This window comes from Paenibacillus chitinolyticus NBRC 15660 (assembly GCF_000739915.1).
In the GTDB taxonomy this organism is placed as follows: domain Bacteria; phylum Bacillota; class Bacilli; order Paenibacillales; family NBRC-103111; genus Paenibacillus_F; species Paenibacillus_F chitinolyticus.
On the sequence record NZ_BBJT01000014.1, the window covers coordinates 1 to 16,417 of the forward strand.

Below are 16,417 nucleotides of genomic sequence, written 5' to 3' on the forward strand. Positions count from 1 at the left end.
GACTTCGGCGGCTCGCGAAGCGGCGGCGCCGGACGCGGATCACGCGGCGGCGGCTCTAACGGCCGCGGAGCAGGCCCGCGCGGCGGCGGTTCGCGAAGCGGCGGACCTGGTCCGCGGGGCGGTTCCAAGCGCGGCAGGTAGTCAGCGACACGCGTTGAGCCGGCATTTTTATCGGCGGCTGGCTAACGGCAGACTACCTAACGTTTTAAGTTTCGCCTCGGATAGACCCTCCGCCTTGCGGAAAGAGGCTGATCGGAAATGTTTTGCGATGAACCGGAACTTCATGTTCCGGTTTTCTTTTTTTACCTGAATTCATCGGGGTTCGGAAGCAGCTTATTATATAGAAGAAACTCAACGAAGCGGAGATGTCTGAAATTCCATTTTAGTTAATTATAGGTAATTTCCATCTGCACGCAGTGACTTTCCTCACAGAAATTTGGCCCGAAAGGTCTTTTAGCAAAAATGTGGTATCATAAAGAGGAACAAAGGAGGGTGATCCAGTGAATTTAGTATCGATTGAACCAACCCCGAGTCCCAATACTATGAAGCTTAACTTAGATAAGGCGCTGCCTAAGGGCCGCAGCCTGACTTTTACCCGGAAACAGCGCGACAATGCTCCCGGTTATATTCAACAGCTCCTGGATATCCCCGGAGTAACTAGCGTTTTTCAGGTAGCCGATTTTATCGCGCTTGACCGCTCCCCCAAAGGAGACTGGAAGCAGATTCTTACACAGGCCCGGGAACTGCTGGGCAGCGGCGGCTCTCAAGCCTCTCTTCCCAGCGAAGACGAAGCGGGGTCCGGTTTCGGCGGGGTTAAGGTGCTGCTCCAGACTTTCCGGGGCATCCCCATGCAGATCCGGGTAAACGCAGGCGGCGAAGAAGCGCGTGCCGCTCTGCCGGAACGTTTTACACAAGCTGCGATGAAAGCGACCGAAAATTCTCCTCACCTGCTCAAAGAGCGGAAACTGCAAGAACTGGATGTCCGATACGGAGAGCTTCAGGATGTGCTGAACGAGGTTGTGCAGGAAGTGGATGCGTCTTACGACGATAATAGACTGAACCTTCTGACGGAACAGGCCGCTAAGGGACTGTCGGAGGCGGACTATACGGAAGCCCAGCGTCCGGCCGAATTGACCGAAGAAGAAATCGGCCGGCTCCTGGACGATCCCGATTGGAAAAAACGGTATGCCGCTTTGCAAAGCGTCAAAGCCACTCCCCAGACGCTGCCTCTGCTCGCCAAAGCGCTCGGAGATGAGAAAACGTCCGTCCGCAGACTTGCGACGGTTTATCTCGGCGATATCAAAGAGCCGGAAGTGCTTCCTTATCTGTTCCAAGCTCTGGAGGACCGTACCCCGGCCGTCCGTCGTACCGCGGGAGACACGTTGTCTGATCTCGGCGATCCGGCAGCCGTTCCGGCCATGTCGAAAGCCTTGAAAGATTCCAACAAGCTGGTCCGTTGGCGTGCCGCCCGTTTTCTGTACGAAGTCGGTGACGATTCCTGCCTGGAGGCTTTGCGCGAAGCGGTAGACGATCCCGAATTCGAGATCAGCATGCAGGTCCAGATGGCGATTGCCCGTATCGAAGGCGGACATGCCGCGGAAGGCTCGGTTTGGCAGCAAATGACACGCAGCCGCCAGGGAACCGACGCGCCTAAGCAGGACTAAAGCGGTCTCTTAACCCATTGTGAAGATCACCCTGCTTGGACGCGGGGGCCCTATAGCTCTTCCCTATATGAAAAAAGCGTGCCTTTCCGCTCTTCGCAAAACTTGTTTGCGAAGCGGAAAACGGCACGCTTTTTTAGTTTAACGGGCTTTTTGCGCAGCAAACTCGCCGAAATACCGGATCCGTTCCTCTATGGTCGGATGGGAACCGAGAAACCACTGCAGAAGCGCCGGCTGCGTGACCGGACTCAAATTCGCTGCGGCGAGTTTCTGAAAAGCGCTCACGCCCGCCTGGCCGTCTCCGGTCATTTTCATCGCATACGAATCGGCCCTGGTTTCCATCAGCCGTGAAGCGGCGTTGTTTATAGGAGTTACCGCAAGGGTCAGCAGAGTGACAATGGCGAGCAGCAGCGGCAGTCCGGCCATATCCCGCGGACCGCGAAGTCCTTTCGCTCTGCCCCAATTGCGCACCGCTATCTCGTAAATCCGGCTCCCGCCCCAAAGGAGGCCGAAGCTCATGACAAGCCCCAGGCCGCTCCCCCAGAAGACGTGCCGCTCCGCATAATGCCCCATCTCGTGCGCCATGACGACCAGAATTTCACGGGTATCCATTTTTTGCAGAAGCGTATCCCACAGAACGACTCTGGCATTGGACCCGATTCCGGACACGTAGGCGTTGAGCTGATTCGTCCTCTCGGACATGTTGACCTCGTATACGTCATCCGCCGCGATTCCGGCCTGCGAGGCCAGATGCAGCAGTTCTTTTTTCAGTTCCCCCGCCCGCAGCGGCGCAAATTCATTGTATAGGGGTTCGATAATCACCGGCTGGATAAACTGGAGAAACAGCAGGAGCGGTACGGAAAAAGTCCACAGCCACAGCCACCATTTCCGGGGGCTTCGTTTCATCAAGGCAAGGACAAGCAGGAGAACGAACGTCGTGGTCAGCCATTCGATCCCGAGGTTCTTCGCATGGTCAACCAGCCAGGTACCTAAGCTGACATTGGAAACTCCGTAGTGTCTCTCCACACGAAGCATAAAGTAGTCGAACGGCAGCATAAGGACATACACGACCAGCAGGAACAGAAAAACAAACAAGCCTGTCCGCAGCAGATAGCGCCGGGTCCAGCCTTCAATGCGGTCTCTGAACCGGATAGCCGTGCCCACAAGCAAAATCAGCAGAACAAGCTGTAAGGGAGTCTGCAAAAAGTACACAATCGAGCGGATGCGCGACAATACTTCTGCCCGGCCGATCTCTCCTTCGCTCATAAATGTGTGCGGATCTATGCTAGTGCCCGCCGAACCTGACGGCAGACTGTAGATGTCCCCCCTGCCGAAATAAAATCCTACCGCAGCCGCATAAACGGCAAAGCCGAGGATCAGCACGACTTTCCAGTTCTTCATCTTCCTCCCCCGCTTCCTCGGTATTCGTTCGGACCGCATCGTGTCTGCAGGTCCTTCATGATGTATATGCCGTCCGGAAGCGGAAAAAGACGGGTTTGTCCTTATTCAGCGGGAAATTTTATTGGCTGTGCCGCCTGAGGCGGTCTTCAGTGTTTGTCCGTGCAGCAGCACTTGCAGACGCTGAGGATCGAGTTTCCGATGTTCCCAATTCAGCCGCAGTCTGTCCAGCGCTTCCTGGGGTGTATCGTCGGCAAGGCGGAACGCGCCGTAATGCATAGGCACGAAGATCTCCGCTTGAGTGTCCAGAAAAGCCTGCACCGCTTCTTCCGGGGAAACGTGCTGAGTGGACATAAACCACTCGGGCTCGTAAGCACCTATAGGCATCAGGGCGCAGCCGATGCGAAATCGTTCCCCGATCATCCGAAAGCCTTGGAAATACCCGCTGTCGCCAGCGAAATAGAGACTGTCCGGGTCCGTCCCCGGTTTGCCGGCATCCTCTACGATCCAGCCTCCCCAATGGGAGGTGTTCGTATCCGTCAGCGAACGGCGGGTCCAGTGCTGTGCAGGAACGAAATGAAAACGCAGGCCGGCGAACTCATAGCTTCCCCACCAGGAAAGCTCCTCTATATCCTTAAAGCCCTTGCGCCGAAGCGTCTTTCCAAGCCCTTCCGGGACCAGCAGCTTGGGATTTCCGGGAAGGGCGCGCAAGGAGCCGATATGAAGGTGGTCGTAGTGCCCGTGCGAGAGCAGAACCGCATCCACCGGGGGCAGTTCGCCGAGCGCAAGTCCAGGTTCCGCCAGCCGTTTGTCGAACCCCATACGGCTCGCCCATACCGGGTCCGTGACCAGGTTTATGCCGTTTTTCTGAAGCAGAAAGGTGGAATGGCCGATCCACGTGATCGTCGTCTCGCTCCGGTTGGCCTTCAAGTAGCCGGGATCTTTATCCGGACTTGTTTTTACAACGAAGGAAAGATCCTTCACTTTGCCGCTTCTTTCCTTACGCCATTTGCGGAGATCCGAGAATGTGCTCAGACCCGCGGCGGGGTCCATGTTCGTATATCTTTTCCTGTTCATCGCATGCTCCTCCTCCGATTGCCCGCAGCCCAGCGATTCGGCCGCTCGATTTTCCTTTATCTCCTATTGTACGAGCAGTAGCCCCCGCGCGCAAAAAAACGCAAAAAAACCAAGCTCATAGCAGTGTCGCGGCCACAGACCCCATGTGACTTCCTCGCTCCACTGTGCGCCGCTATTCCGAAGATAGGCGCCTGGCTTGGTTTTCGGGAGGTAAGACTAGACGACTAGTCTCCAAGTCCCTGTTAGTACCATCATAGTACAAAACGTTTCCGGGCGCCATCCTTTTTTTGCTAGCTAGAGGCTTATTCTTGCCCGGGTTTCCGCAGAAAGAAGGCAGGCCTCCAGGACCTTCATGCCGTTAATGGCATCTTCGGCCGGAAAACGGTAGGGCTCCCGGCCCAAAACGGCCCGCCCGAAGTCGTCGATCTGCACGGCGTACTGGTTTACGGGGGGCGTGGGCTCCTTCCGGCATGTGCCGTTTAACGTGACGGTAAAGTCGGCTCCTCTTCCCTCCGGTGCGACAAAAGCGCTCGGCACTTCAATCGTGCCCGCCGTCCCGACGATTTCGATCGTATTGCGGGAGGCTGCCCACATGCCGCAGTCGAACGTCAAGGCGACGCCGCCCGGAAACTCCACAAGCCCCGACGCCATCATATCTACACCACCGTGCCCGGGCGAGAAAAAAGCTTGCACTGTAACGGCTTCCGGCTCTCCGCCAAGCAAATAACGGGCCGCGTTGAGCGTATAGCAGCCGATATCGTAAAGCGAACCGCCGCCCCACTCTTTGCGGCAGCGGACATTTCCCGTATCCGCGGAGTTGTCGAACGTGAAGGAGGCGCGCATCGCGCGGATAACGCCCAGCTCCCCGGCCGCCAGAATCTCGCGGATTCGGTCGTACCGGGGATGGTGCCGGTACATAAAGGCTTCCGCAAGGAGGACGCCCGCTTCCCTGCATGCCGCGACCATTTCTTGCGCCTGGGCGGCCGTAAGGGCAAGCGGCTTTTCGCAGAGCACGTGCTTTCCCGCTCTTGCGGCCTTAATCGTCCATTCGAAGTGCAGATGATTCGGAAGCGGAATATACACCGCTTCCAGGGTCGGATCGGCGAGCAATTCTTCATAGCTTCCGTAGGCGGCCGGTATTCCGTGACGCCGGGCCGCTTCCCGTGCTTTGGAACCATCGCGGCTGGCAATAGCGGCAAGCTCCCCCGTAGACGAGGCCTGAATGGCAGGCACGATTGCCCGGAGCGCGATGGAAGCACATCCAAGGATGCCCCAGCGTATTTTTCGGTTCACAGATGACATGGTCTACCTCCCTTTCCCGCTTTCATGGTAGGATAGAGTCAGTATAGCTTACCGCTCCGGTTCCGCATAGGGATGCCGCATGAATTCAGACGCAAAGTTTGGACGAAACGCAGGAAGCGCGCACAATAATTACAGGAGGTTCTTCCATCCCATGAAATCTTCCCGTGTTCCCGTCCGGAGCTATTACGCTCTGCTGGGCAGCCTGGCGGCCGTCTTCATCTGGTCCGGCATACGGCCTCACGATTATTTCACCTGGCTGCTGGAAGTGACGCCGGGTCTGATTCTGATAGCCGTATTAATCGGCATTTACCGACGGACTCCGCTTACCCTTCTCACGTATACGCTGGTGTGGGCTCACGTCATCCTTTTGTTTGTAGGCGGGCACTACACGTATGCGGAGGTTCCCCTCTTCAACTGGCTTCGGGATACCTTCGATCTGGAGCGGAATTATTACGACCGGCTCGGTCATTTTATGCAGGGTTTTGTACCCGCCATACTCACGCGCGAAATTTTAATCCGCAAAATTCCCTTACAGCCCGGAGGCTGGCTTGTTTTTCTGACACTGAGCGTTTGCTTGGGATTCAGCGCTTTCTATGAACTCCTGGAGTTCACTGTTGCCAAGCTGACCGGTACGGCAGCGGAATCTTTCCTAGGCACTCAAGGCGATGTGTGGGACACCCAGTGGGACATGATGTGCGCTCTGATCGGCGCCGCCCTTTCCCTGCTGCTTCTCGGCAAATCACATAACCGGGCGATGAGACTCCCCGGCAGCTTTTAAACTTCAAATACCTTAATTCACACGATCGAAGGGAGCAGGCATTACGTTATGAACAGGAATCAGCAGGAAATGGAACAACGCATCATCGAGAACTATCAGCGCGACGAACGAATGATGATTCTGATTTTTGCCCAGTGGTGCATCAATCACGGACTGGACCCGGCCGGCCTGTATGCGCAGGCCTATCCCCAGCAGGGGAACAACACGGAGCTTCAGCAGGCGCTGGAGCTTACGGTTTCCAAGGAGGAAGCCGGAGAAATCCCTGACGACACTCTTCTCGGCGTGCTATCCATGTTCGGCAATGAAGAGCTTGCCTTTGTGGTGACGGAGGAAATCGCCAAACGGCCTCCGCGCAAGTAAACATTCATACTTCCCCGGCCCCCTTCATAGAAGCGGGGTTCTTTTTTTTGCTGCGCGGGACCGGCTGCTCATTCCGCAATTTCCGCCAAACATTTTTCCGAATAATTCCATAAAATCGGGTTACATTACTAAGGAACGGAAAGGAGGATTTTCCATGCAACCGATAACCAGTAAAGAATTGGACTACCTGGCCGATTCCCTGACCAATGAGGATCTGCTGATCAAACAGGCGGCAAATGCCATCGCCCATGCTCAAAACCCGGCTATCCGGCAGATCGCGGAGCATCTGATCCAGAGTCATCAACAGCATTACACACAAATTTTGTCCGCTCTTCAGCAGCACGCTCAGCTTGCCCCGAATCAACCGCAGCAGCAATAACTTGATTTAAACCCGACAAAAGGAGGGATTCCTGTGAACCAGCAACCGAACAACCAAAACCGGCAGCTGTCCTACCAGCAGCAGCAACAACATGACCAGCGCCAACAGCAGCTGGAGCAGCTTTTCCAGCAGCAGTCCGCATATCCGTACTCCCAAGGTTTCCAGCAAAATCAACAGCAGAACCAGCAGCAGAACCTCCAAAGCGGCTCGATCCTGAGCGACAAGGATCTCCTCTCCACAACCCTTGCCGATCATAAGCGCGTGATCAGAGAATATGCAACGGCTGCGACGGAATCCAACTGCCCGGCGATCCGCCAGTTGTTTAACCAGCTCACGCTGGATACCCTGCACCTGCAAGGGGAACTGTACACGTTTATGAAACAAAATAACATGTACTCCCCTCCCTCTCCCGCTCTGCGTCAGGATATCGACAAACAAATTCAGCATTCCCAGCAATCAGGACAACAAACCCAGCAGCTCGTTGCTCCCTACCTGTCCTTCGGAGGCCCGCACCAAGGCTACTCTTACATACAGCCTTCTTATAATCAGGCGGGACAAGCACAGCAGCACTATACGATGTAGGATCTCGGAATCTCGCAAAACACGAACTAACGAAAAACGGAAAAAGCCTCTTCCCCGAACGGAGGAGGCTTTTTCTGTTTTCGGCGAGGCCGCAGAGAGTTTTGTAGGAAAGCTGGCCGACGTCATGCGGTCCGCAGCCTTTTTCGATATAAAAACTTTAAATAATCATATACATGACATATAATTAGCGTCATTATTTCATTCTTTTTTTCCTGTACTCAAATATGCCCAAAAAAAACTATATATTTCCTGCGTGTGAGCAGAAACTTCTACGGATCTTACGCGTACATATGGTAGGAAGGCTCTTTTCTTCCGCAGTCGATTCGTACGTTCAAGGAGGCAGCTCAAAAATGACAGCCTTATGGGGAACATTAACATTGCTCATTTTCGGCTTTTTAGTTGTAACCGTTTTCATAAAAAGTATCCAAGGTGCCCGGGACCAATACGGCGTGTCATCCTTTGATTACGAAGAGGAAGAGCACACGTCCCCAGCCCATCATGAGTGGATGGCGGAACCGGGACCGGACAGCGCCTCCGTCAAAGAATGGGCGACTGCGGAAGTAGGTAGCGCCCGAACGGATGGAATACACAGCCGGCAGCCTGTTCAATTGCGTGCCGGTTCGGAAGCCGCTTCGGAGCAGAAGCAGCCGAACGGCTAGCGCTCGCTTGATCGTGTCGGCCCGCTTCGGACGGGTTGCGGGGCTGCCCGCAGCATGATCATTCTCTCAAGATTTCGCTCAAAAGAAAAACCGTATTCCTCCAATGAACAGGAGGAATACGGTTTTTTGTTTTAACGGCCGCACATTGCACTGCAAGCTTTGCGGACAAACGGACAGGCTGTCATGCACTGTCACGGCACTTCTCATACACCGTCATTCGCTTTCGCGCACTGTCACGCACTCTCATGCACCGTCATTCGCTGTTAAGCGCAGGCCTACTTATAAATCACGCTGCCTTCACGCCGGAATTCGGCGGCTTTATCGGCCATGCCCGCTTCCGCCGCTTCCTGTTCGCCGAGGCCGTTCTCGCGGGCATATTCGCGGATATCCTGCGTAATCCTCATGGAGCAGAACTTCGGACCGCACATGGAGCAGAAATGAGCGGTTTTGGCCCCTTCCGCAGGGAGCGTTTCGTCGTGGTACTCCATCGCCCGTTCCGGATCAAGCGAAAGGTTGAACTGATCGCGCCAGCGGAACTCGAATCGCGCTTTGGAAAGGGCGTTATCCCGGTCCTGGGCTCCCGGATGGCCTTTGGCCAGGTCTGCCGCATGCGCAGCGATTTTATAGGCGATTACGCCTTCGCGCACGTCGTTTTTATTCGGCAGACCCAAGTGTTCCTTCGGCGTTACATAGCAGAGCATCGCCGTGCCGAACGAGCCGATCATCGCCGCACCGATCGCGGACGTAATATGATCGTAACCCGGCGCAATGTCCGTTGTCAGCGGACCGAGGGTGTAGAACGGCGCCTCCTGGCAAACTTCCATTTGCCGGTCGACGTTCTCCTTGATGAGATGCATCGGAACGTGGCCGGGGCCTTCAATGATGACCTGGACGTCATGCTTCCAGGCAATCCGGGTCAGCTCTCCGAGCGTATCCAGTTCGGCGAACTGCGCTTCGTCGTTCGCATCCGCAATCGAACCGGGACGCAGGCCGTCTCCGAGCGAGAACGAAATATCGTAAGCTTTCATAATTTCGCAGATATCTTCGAAATGGGTGTAGAGGAAGTTTTCCTGATGATGCGCCAGGCACCAGGCAGCCATAATCGAACCTCCGCGGGAAACGATTCCCGTCGTTCTTTTGGCCGTCAAAGGAATATAGCGGAGAAGCACGCCCGCGTGAATCGTGAAGTAATCGACCCCTTGTTCGGCCTGTTCAATAAGCGTATCGCGGTAGATCTCCCACGTGAGTTCCTCGGCCTTGCCTCCCACTTTTTCCAGCGCCTGATAAATCGGCACCGTTCCGATCGGCACTGGTGAGTTCCGCACAATCCATTCGCGCGTCGTGTGGATGTTTTTGCCCGTGGACAGATCCATGACCGTATCGGCTCCCCAACGGGTCGCCCAAGTCATTTTCTCCACCTCTTCCTCAATCGAAGAAGCTACGGCCGAGTTGCCGATGTTCGCATTCACCTTCACCAGGAAATTGCGCCCGATAATCATCGGCTCGCTTTCGGGGTGATTGATATTCGAAGGAATAACGGCACGGCCCCGGGCCACTTCATCGCGGACATACTCGGGCGCCACATTTTCGCGGATGGCGATGTACTCCATCTCCGGCGTAACGATCCCCTTGCGCGCATAGTGCATCTGGGTCACATTGCCGCCCGGCTTGGCACGAAACGGTTTCCGGTTAAGGCCAGGAAACACCTCCGTATTCGCCAGCGCTTCCTCGCTGCGGAGCCCGTTGTCCTCCGGTTTCACCGTGCGGCCTTCGTAAGCCTCCACGTCGCCCCGCTCCGCAATCCAGCCGTACCGGTTCGCAGGCAGACCCCGGCGGATATCGGTTGCCTCTTCGGTATCGGTATACAAACCGCTCGTGTCGTAGACACGGACCGGGGCGTTCTCTTCTTCGCCAAAACGCCCGGAAGACGGGCTCAATTGAATTTCCCTCATCGCTACACGCACGTCAGGACGGGAGCCCTCCACATAAACTTTGCGGCTTCCCGGAAAAGCGGATACGTTAGGCTCTTGGATTTCTGTACTCTTGGACATTTTAAAAATCCCTCCCGAACTTTATTGGCTCGTTTTGAAAGCCGAATTAATGGACCTTTATGGCTTAAACGGCGGTTTGACACACCTTTTCGAACGCGTTTATGAACTCGCCGATAGACTGCTTACAGCCAACCGGTAAAATAACTGCCGAGCCGGCTTATCTCCGAAACGGGCGGGAGAACCGCCGGGCCGCTTCGCGAGGGTCGTCGGCACCGCTGATGGCCGAGATGACCGCCACGCCGTCGGCTCCGGCCGCCAATACGGAGGCCGCGCCCTCCGGCGTGATCCCGCCGATGCCCACCAGCGGCAGCGAAATGCCGCCCGCCCGCATGGCGGCAATCATGCCCGGGCCCTGCACGGCACGGGCATCCGGCTTCGTCGCCGTGGCGTACATCGGGCCCGCGCCGAGGTAATCGGCGCCGCAGCGGACCGCCTCCCGCGCCTCGGCGGGGTCATGGGCGGATATACCGAGAATCCGCCCTTTAAATCTTTGGCGCAGTCCCTCCCGGTCCCACTGCGCCAGATCTTCCTGGCCGACGTGAATTCCGTCGGCCTCCAGCTCTTCCGCCAGGCGGAGATCGTCGTTCACGATGAAAGGGATTCCCGCCTGACGGCAGACGCCGAGGAGCCGGTTCCCCAGCTCCGTCCGTTCCTGGCCCTGCAGGGCTCCGGGGCCCTTCTCCCTGAACTGGAACAGCGTGACGCCGCCTTCTATGGCCGCCTGCAATACGGCAGCGGGGTCTCTGCCCCCGCAGTTGGGGCTCCCCATCACGAGATAAACTTTCAACATTTCCCTGAGATTGCCGGTATACCGGGCTTCGGCAGCCGTTTTGGTCATCGCAGCCATCCCTCGCCTTCTCCGGCCGCGGCCGGCGCCGTTTGGAAGAAAACGCCTGCCGTCCCCTGCCTGTTGTACCCCCAATGATTGGTCGGACCATGCCCCGCTCCCAGGTTCAAAGGGTTCGTGAGAGCCGCTTGGATAAAGCGTTTGGCGAGCAGTACTCCTTCGTCCATAGGAAGTCCGGAGGCAAGCCCCGCCGTCAAAGCGGCGGCGAAGGTGCAGCCGGTGCCGTGCGTATGCCGCGTCTCTATCCAGGGAGCCGCAAATTCCGTAAACACGCGGCCGTCGTACAGCAGGTCCAGCGATTGGGCGCGGTTCCCTCCGTGGCCGCCTTTCAGCACCACGTATTTCACTCCCCAAGCATGAATCCGGCGGGCGGCTTCTTTGCGGTCCGCCATAGCTTCGATCCTCATTCCCGTCAGCGCCTCCGCCTCCGGGATATTCGGCGTCACGACTTGCGCCAGCGGAAGCAGCAGGCTCCTAAGCGCCTGCACGGCATTCTCCTGCAGCAGGCTTGCTCCGCCTTTGGCGATCATGACGGGGTCCACGACCAGACGGGACCATTTGTAGAAAGACGCGCGGTCCGCTACGGCTTCAATGATCTCCGCGCTGAAAAGCATGCCCGTCTTCCAGGCGGCGGGCCCGATATCTTCGGCAACCGCGTCGATCTGAGCCGTCACCATAGAAGGAGGGATCGGATGAACTCCGTGAACGCCAAGCGTATTCTGTGCCGTCACGGCCGTCAAAGCGCTTGCTCCGAATACGCCGAGCTCCTGGAACGTTTTGAGATCGGCCTGGATGCCCGCCCCTCCTCCGCTGTCGGAACCGGCAATCGTGGCCGCCGCAGGAACGAGCGGGGCTTGACGGGAAGGCTCCGGCGGATGCTGCTGTTTGTTTAAGGATATGTTCATCAGGTGGCACCTCCATTAACTTGCAGTGGCCGACATAATTCCTCTTTTTCGCATAGGTCTACACGACTATAAAGATACAGTTAGTCACACAGTCAGCAGCAGGTTCTAAAATTCTTGAAGCAGACTGTTGCGTTTGATCTCGGGCTTTCGATGGGGTTGCGTAATTCTCGCCTGTTCAGCTCACTCTTACTCGTTGCCCTTAAGGCTAGTTCCCGCCTCCCCCACCTCCGTCAACCTACGCTGACTCCCTCCAAAGGGCTGCTCGCGGTCGCATAACGCTTACGCGGGATTCGTCCGGCTTCATACCCGGCCCTTCCGGCCTCCAAAGCCAGTTTCATGGCATACGCCATCCGCACAGGATCGGCTGCGCCGGAAACCGCCGTGTTCAGCAGCACTCCGTCCGCTCCCATTTCCATGGCCAGCGCGGCGTCCGAAGGAGCCCCGATGCCTGCGTCCACGATGACGGGTACGCGCGCTTCTTCGATAATGAAGCTGAGATTCAGCGGGTTGATAATGCCCTGACCGGTACCGATCGGCGATGCCCCCGGCATGATCGCATGAACGCCCATCTCCTGCAAACGGCGCGCCAGCACCACATCATCCGACGTATACGGAAGGACAAGAAATCCTTCGGCCAGCAGCATTTCGGTGGCCTTCAGCGTTTCTACCGGATCGGGCAGCAAGGTCTTGTCACAGCCGATCACTTCCACCTTGATCATGTCGCAGAGTCCCGATGCTTTCGCCAGCTTGGCGATGCGGACCGCTTCATCCGCCGTTTTGGCTCCCGCCGTATTCGGCAGCAGCTTGAACTTGCTTACATCCAGCATGGACAAAAAGTTCGGCTGTTCGGGGTCATAAATATTCATCCGCCGCACGGCAAAAGTTAAAATCTGCGCCTCGGAAACCTCGACCGCCTTTTTCTGAATCGTAAAATCCGGGAATTTCCCCGTCCCCAGCAGCAGCCTGGAGTTGAATTCGTAAGGTCCGATTTTCAGCATAGGGTCAGCCTCCTCCTACAAAATGAACGATTTCGATCCGGTCGCCGTCCGCAACCGGGGCATCCGCATGCTCTTCCGCCTGCAAAATATGCCCGTTGGTCTCCACGATAAGCAGATTGCGTTTTAATCCAAGGTGCCGGATCAGCCCTTCTACGGTATGTACCGTTTCCGGTACCGTAATGTCGTCTCCGTTTACATGCAGCTTCATTTTCGTCAAATGCCTCCTTCACTTGCAAAATGCAGCCTCCGGGCTGCTGCTCAGAGCGATGCTCCCAGCTAGCGGAGCCTACTGCCTTACAGCCGCGGCTGCCGCCTTTCTGTCCGGCCGGAACGCTTCGAGCAGCTCCCCCGCCCCCGGCAGAGCCGCTTCGGCAGCCGCGGCCCCGCCCGTGAGCACCGAAGCGGCAAGCACACCGGTCGCCTGCGACAGCAAAATGCCGTTGCGGTAATGCCCGAGGGCCGCGAAAAGCCCCTTGCAGGCGGTTATCTCGCCGATGTAAGGCATCCCGTCGGGCGTCTGAGGCCGCAGCCCCGCCCAGGCGCGCTCCCACTCGGCCTCCGCAAGCGCCGGGACGAGCCGCTGCGCCTGCGCGGCCAGCGAAAGCAGGCTGCCAAGACGCGGACTGCGGTCGAAGGAGCCGGGCTGAGCCGTGGCTCCCACGATGATCCGCCCGCCCGGCTTCGGCACGATGTAGCAGCCGTCCGAAGCGATCGTCCTCGCGAGAAGAGGCTGCCGTACGGTGAGGGAGAAGCATTCTCCCTTCACCGGATACACGGGCAGCTCCACGCCCAGAGGCGCCAAAATCTGGGCGCTCCAAAGCGAAGACGCCAGCACCGTACCGGCGGAGCGGATCTTCCCTTCGCGGGTCTGCACGCCGATCACCCGGCCCGACTCCGTCAGGAGTCCGGTCACGTCGGCGTGCTCCATGATCCGCGCGCCAAGCCGCGCAGCGCCGGCGGCCAGAGCGGCCGACAGCTCCGGCGCCAGCACGTGCCCCTCGTCAGGCAGGTGAAGCGCCCCGCGGAGCTCCTTGCTCAGCCCGGGCTCCAGCCAGCCTGTCTCGCACGGACTGAGCCATTCGGCCCGGCCGCCGGCCTCCTGATGGAAACGGCCGTCCGCTCTGAGCGCCGCCGCTTCGGCATCGGTCCAAGCGGCTTTAAGCATCCCCCGGTGGGTCAGGCCGATGTCCAGACCCGTCAGCTCCTTGAGCTCTTCCGCCAAATCCGGGAACAAATCCCGGCTCCTGCGGGCAAAATCAAACATCGGCCCCGCCTCGTGCATTTCGGACTGGGCCCCGAGCATCCCGGCTGCCGCTCCGGACGCCTGCCCGGCAATACGGTCCTTTTCCAGCAGAGTCACACGGACTCCCCGCTTCGCCAGTTGATAGGCGATCGAGCAGCCGATGACGCCTCCTCCGATCACGACAATATCCGTATCCCGATTCATCTCAGTTCTCCTCCTGTTTTCTCCGGCTGCAGGGCAAGTTCCAATTCGTGCCGGTAATGCTCCGCAGCCTCCGCGGGATTCTCCGCTTCCCATATGCCGCTCATTACGGCCACGCCCGCCGCTCCCGCGCGGATTACCTCGGCGCAGTTCTCCGGAAGAATCCCTCCGATCGCGATAACCGGAAGGCCTCCGCAGGCCAGCACCGTCTCCTGCAGCGCTTCCGCGCCGCGCGGGGCCGCTCCGGGTTTGGAGCCTGTGGCGAATACATGGCCGAATATCACATAATCGGCCCCCTCCTTCGCGGCACGGCCACCTTCCTCCGGCCCGTGAACGGAGACGCCTACGCGCAGGCCGGGAAACCCTTTTTTCACGGCGGAGGCAGGCAGACCGCTTCCCGGAAGCTGCACTCCGGCCGCTCCGGACAGCCGGGCCGCATCGGCGCGATCGTTGACGACAAGCTTGCCCGGTGGGACCCCGCAGGCGGCAAGCTCCGAGAGCAGCGTCCACAGCTCCCGCGGGGACTGCTTTTTTTCACGCACATGAATGGCCGTTACGTAAGGATGGATGGCGGTGGCAATCCGTATAAGCTCCTCGGGTTTCTGCTTTCCGGTTGAGATGGCGTGAAGCTCCGGTCCGGCGGGATAAGGGATCATCTCGTTCTTCTCCTCTCGGTTTGTATAGAGCGGCTTACAATCTATCCTCGGGCAGAACCCGCTTTCTGACGGACGAGACGGCAATAAACGCAAAAAAACCACTTTCCGCAGAAAGTGGTTTTCCCGTACACCGTTGCACGCGAGCCTGGACGCCGCTCCGCCGATTGGCGGAAACGACCGACCGTACCGGCAATTCTCCAATTCCGGTCTTCTCGCACCTACGGCCGCCGGGCGGTTCGTAAGAGGAGACGATTTCCCGGAACAACCGGCAGGGGCCTCAGGCTTGCAGTGAACTAAAAAAGACCGGACGGAATATACCGTGCGGCCTTGGTCGGCAGGGTTATTCTCTCTACGCTGGCATTACCCAGATCAGATACGGTTAGTGACATTCGCGGTCACACTCTCAGCCGGACTTCATCCAGCTCCCGAAACATATAAGGTTATCTTAACCTTACCTTATCCTTTTTCCAATTACAAGCTAAATTTTCCCGTAAAATGCGGCCGGAACCGAATTCGTCTACTTCCGTCAAGCTCTAAATACCCGCTTCCGTATGTTTCCATTCTTCGCTTTTGCGTCAAAGAAAGGGATCTTCGGGTAATAAAAAAATACGAATCGGGCGGTGCTCCTCTCTTCAGGAGAAACCGTCCCAACCACGTATCCGAAGGGGAGGAATGTCCGATGGCAGCGCTGACCGAAGAAGAAAGAAACAAGCTGGAGCAGCGGCTTTACAAGGAAAAAGGCGAGCTGGAGCACGTGCTTGAGTCCGACCGGGAAGAAGATTCCCTGAGAGACTCTACCGGAGAGCTATCCTCATACGACAATCACCCTGCCGACATCGCAACCGAAGCGTTCGAACGAGGCCGGGATCAGGCGGTGGATGATAATATGGAACAACAGCTTACAGACGTTAAACATGCGATCGGCCGGCTTGAATCCGGTTCTTACGGCGTATGCGAAGTATGCAAGGAGCCGATTCCGTTCGAGCGCCTGGAGGCGATTCCGTGGGCTTCTACCTGCGTTGAACATTCGCAGACACGTACAGAGGACGATTCCGTAGACCGGCCGGTAGAAGAAGAAATTCTCGAACCTATTCTTGAGTCTCCGAACGATGACGATAGGGGCCGCACCGAAATCGATGATACGGACGCCTGGAAGACGGTAGAAGAATACGGCAACAGTTCGGATACCCGTAGGACGGGAAACGCTCAACCGAAGGAACCCGCTGACGATTGCGAAGACGAGAAGTAGCGGGGCACAAAAAAAGGATGGGGCATTCGCGAAGAATCCCTTCATCCTTTTTGGCATGTCGCCCGTATAAT

Annotated in this window: 18 protein-coding genes; 8 read left to right on the forward strand and 10 right to left on the reverse strand. The window is 57.4% G+C overall.

Annotated features, from left to right (window positions below):
* Together PCH01S_RS30980 and PCH01S_RS24835 are read left to right on the forward strand one after the other, a co-directional pair.
* A partial coding sequence (locus PCH01S_RS30980; protein WP_042234237.1) for a hypothetical protein occupies positions 1-310 on the forward strand: 310 nt, incomplete at its 5' end.
* A 190-nt stretch (positions 311-500) separates the two neighbouring features.
* Positions 501-1,664 (forward strand): conserved virulence factor C family protein, encoded by a 1,164-nt coding sequence (locus tag PCH01S_RS24835; protein WP_042234239.1) that lies wholly within the window; start codon positions 501-503, stop codon positions 1,662-1,664.
* Positions 1,665-1,802: 138 nt separating this feature from the next.
* Here the strand turns inward: PCH01S_RS24835 and PCH01S_RS24840 are convergent, their stop codons facing one another.
* The 3 genes from PCH01S_RS24840 to PCH01S_RS24850 form a co-directional block, all read right to left on the reverse strand.
* A complete protein-coding gene (locus tag PCH01S_RS24840; protein ID WP_042234241.1) occupies positions 1,803-3,062 on the reverse strand; it encodes a M48 family metallopeptidase in 1,260 nt (419 codons plus the stop codon).
* 105 nt (positions 3,063-3,167) lie between these two features.
* Entirely contained in the window at positions 3,168-4,136 is a 969-nt protein-coding gene (locus PCH01S_RS24845) for an MBL fold metallo-hydrolase (RefSeq protein ID WP_042234244.1), read from the reverse strand.
* 294 nt (positions 4,137-4,430) lie between these two features.
* Entirely contained in the window at positions 4,431-5,438 is a 1,008-nt protein-coding gene (locus PCH01S_RS24850) for a Gfo/Idh/MocA family protein (RefSeq protein ID WP_042234247.1), read from the reverse strand.
* Between the two features lie 151 nt (positions 5,439-5,589).
* On the opposite strand from PCH01S_RS24850, the gene PCH01S_RS24855 reads away from it, so the two are divergent.
* From PCH01S_RS24855 to PCH01S_RS24875, 5 genes are all read left to right on the forward strand, one after another.
* Complete coding sequence (locus PCH01S_RS24855) at positions 5,590-6,216, forward strand: DUF2238 domain-containing protein (RefSeq protein WP_042234251.1); 627 nt, start codon at positions 5,590-5,592, stop codon at positions 6,214-6,216.
* Positions 6,217-6,264: 48 nt separating this feature from the next.
* Positions 6,265-6,576 (forward strand): hypothetical protein, encoded by a 312-nt coding sequence (locus PCH01S_RS24860; RefSeq protein ID WP_042234253.1) that lies wholly within the window; start codon positions 6,265-6,267, stop codon positions 6,574-6,576.
* A 154-nt stretch (positions 6,577-6,730) separates the two neighbouring features.
* Positions 6,731-6,955, forward strand: coding sequence for a hypothetical protein (locus PCH01S_RS24865; protein WP_042234255.1), 225 nt, complete (start codon positions 6,731-6,733; stop codon positions 6,953-6,955).
* A gap of 33 nt (positions 6,956-6,988) precedes the next feature.
* Complete coding sequence (locus tag PCH01S_RS24870; protein ID WP_042234259.1) at positions 6,989-7,537, forward strand: spore coat protein; 549 nt, start codon at positions 6,989-6,991, stop codon at positions 7,535-7,537.
* Positions 7,538-7,887: 350 nt separating this feature from the next.
* Entirely contained in the window at positions 7,888-8,196 is a 309-nt protein-coding gene (locus PCH01S_RS24875; protein ID WP_042234261.1) for a hypothetical protein, read from the forward strand.
* Positions 8,197-8,471: 275 nt separating this feature from the next.
* On the opposite strand, the gene thiC is transcribed toward PCH01S_RS24875, so the two are convergent.
* The 7 genes from thiC to PCH01S_RS24910 all read right to left on the reverse strand — a co-directional run bounded on the left by thiC (position 8,472) and on the right by PCH01S_RS24910 (position 15,097).
* On the reverse strand, positions 8,472-10,247 hold the full coding sequence (thiC, locus tag PCH01S_RS24880; RefSeq protein ID WP_042234263.1) for a phosphomethylpyrimidine synthase ThiC: 1,776 nt from the start codon (positions 10,245-10,247) through the stop codon (positions 8,472-8,474).
* A 157-nt stretch (positions 10,248-10,404) separates the two neighbouring features.
* Positions 10,405-11,094 carry a thiamine phosphate synthase gene (gene thiE, locus PCH01S_RS24885; RefSeq protein WP_129112550.1) on the reverse strand — a complete coding sequence of 230 codons (690 nt, stop codon included), beginning with the start codon at positions 11,092-11,094 and terminating at the stop codon, positions 10,405-10,407.
* Complete coding sequence (gene thiD / locus PCH01S_RS24890) at positions 11,082-11,999, reverse strand: bifunctional hydroxymethylpyrimidine kinase/phosphomethylpyrimidine kinase (RefSeq protein ID WP_042234265.1); 918 nt, start codon at positions 11,997-11,999, stop codon at positions 11,082-11,084. Before thiD ends, thiE begins: the two co-directional genes overlap by 13 nt.
* A gap of 230 nt (positions 12,000-12,229) precedes the next feature.
* Complete coding sequence (locus PCH01S_RS24895; RefSeq protein WP_042234267.1) at positions 12,230-12,997, reverse strand: thiazole synthase; 768 nt, start codon at positions 12,995-12,997, stop codon at positions 12,230-12,232.
* Positions 12,998-13,001: 4 nt separating this feature from the next.
* Positions 13,002-13,205 (reverse strand): sulfur carrier protein ThiS, encoded by a 204-nt coding sequence (gene thiS / locus PCH01S_RS24900; protein ID WP_042234269.1) that lies wholly within the window; start codon positions 13,203-13,205, stop codon positions 13,002-13,004.
* A 78-nt stretch (positions 13,206-13,283) separates the two neighbouring features.
* Positions 13,284-14,444 carry a glycine oxidase ThiO gene (gene thiO / locus PCH01S_RS24905; protein ID WP_042234271.1) on the reverse strand — a complete coding sequence of 387 codons (1,161 nt, stop codon included), beginning with the start codon at positions 14,442-14,444 and terminating at the stop codon, positions 13,284-13,286.
* Entirely contained in the window at positions 14,441-15,097 is a 657-nt protein-coding gene (locus PCH01S_RS24910) for a thiamine phosphate synthase (protein ID WP_042234273.1), read from the reverse strand. The genes thiO and PCH01S_RS24910 overlap by 4 nt, the downstream gene beginning before the upstream one ends.
* A 679-nt stretch (positions 15,098-15,776) precedes the next feature.
* Here PCH01S_RS24910 and PCH01S_RS24915 point away from each other — a divergent pair.
* A complete protein-coding gene (locus PCH01S_RS24915) occupies positions 15,777-16,346 on the forward strand; it encodes a TraR/DksA C4-type zinc finger protein (protein ID WP_042234275.1) in 570 nt (189 codons plus the stop codon).
* The last annotated feature ends 71 nt before the right edge of the window (positions 16,347-16,417 follow it).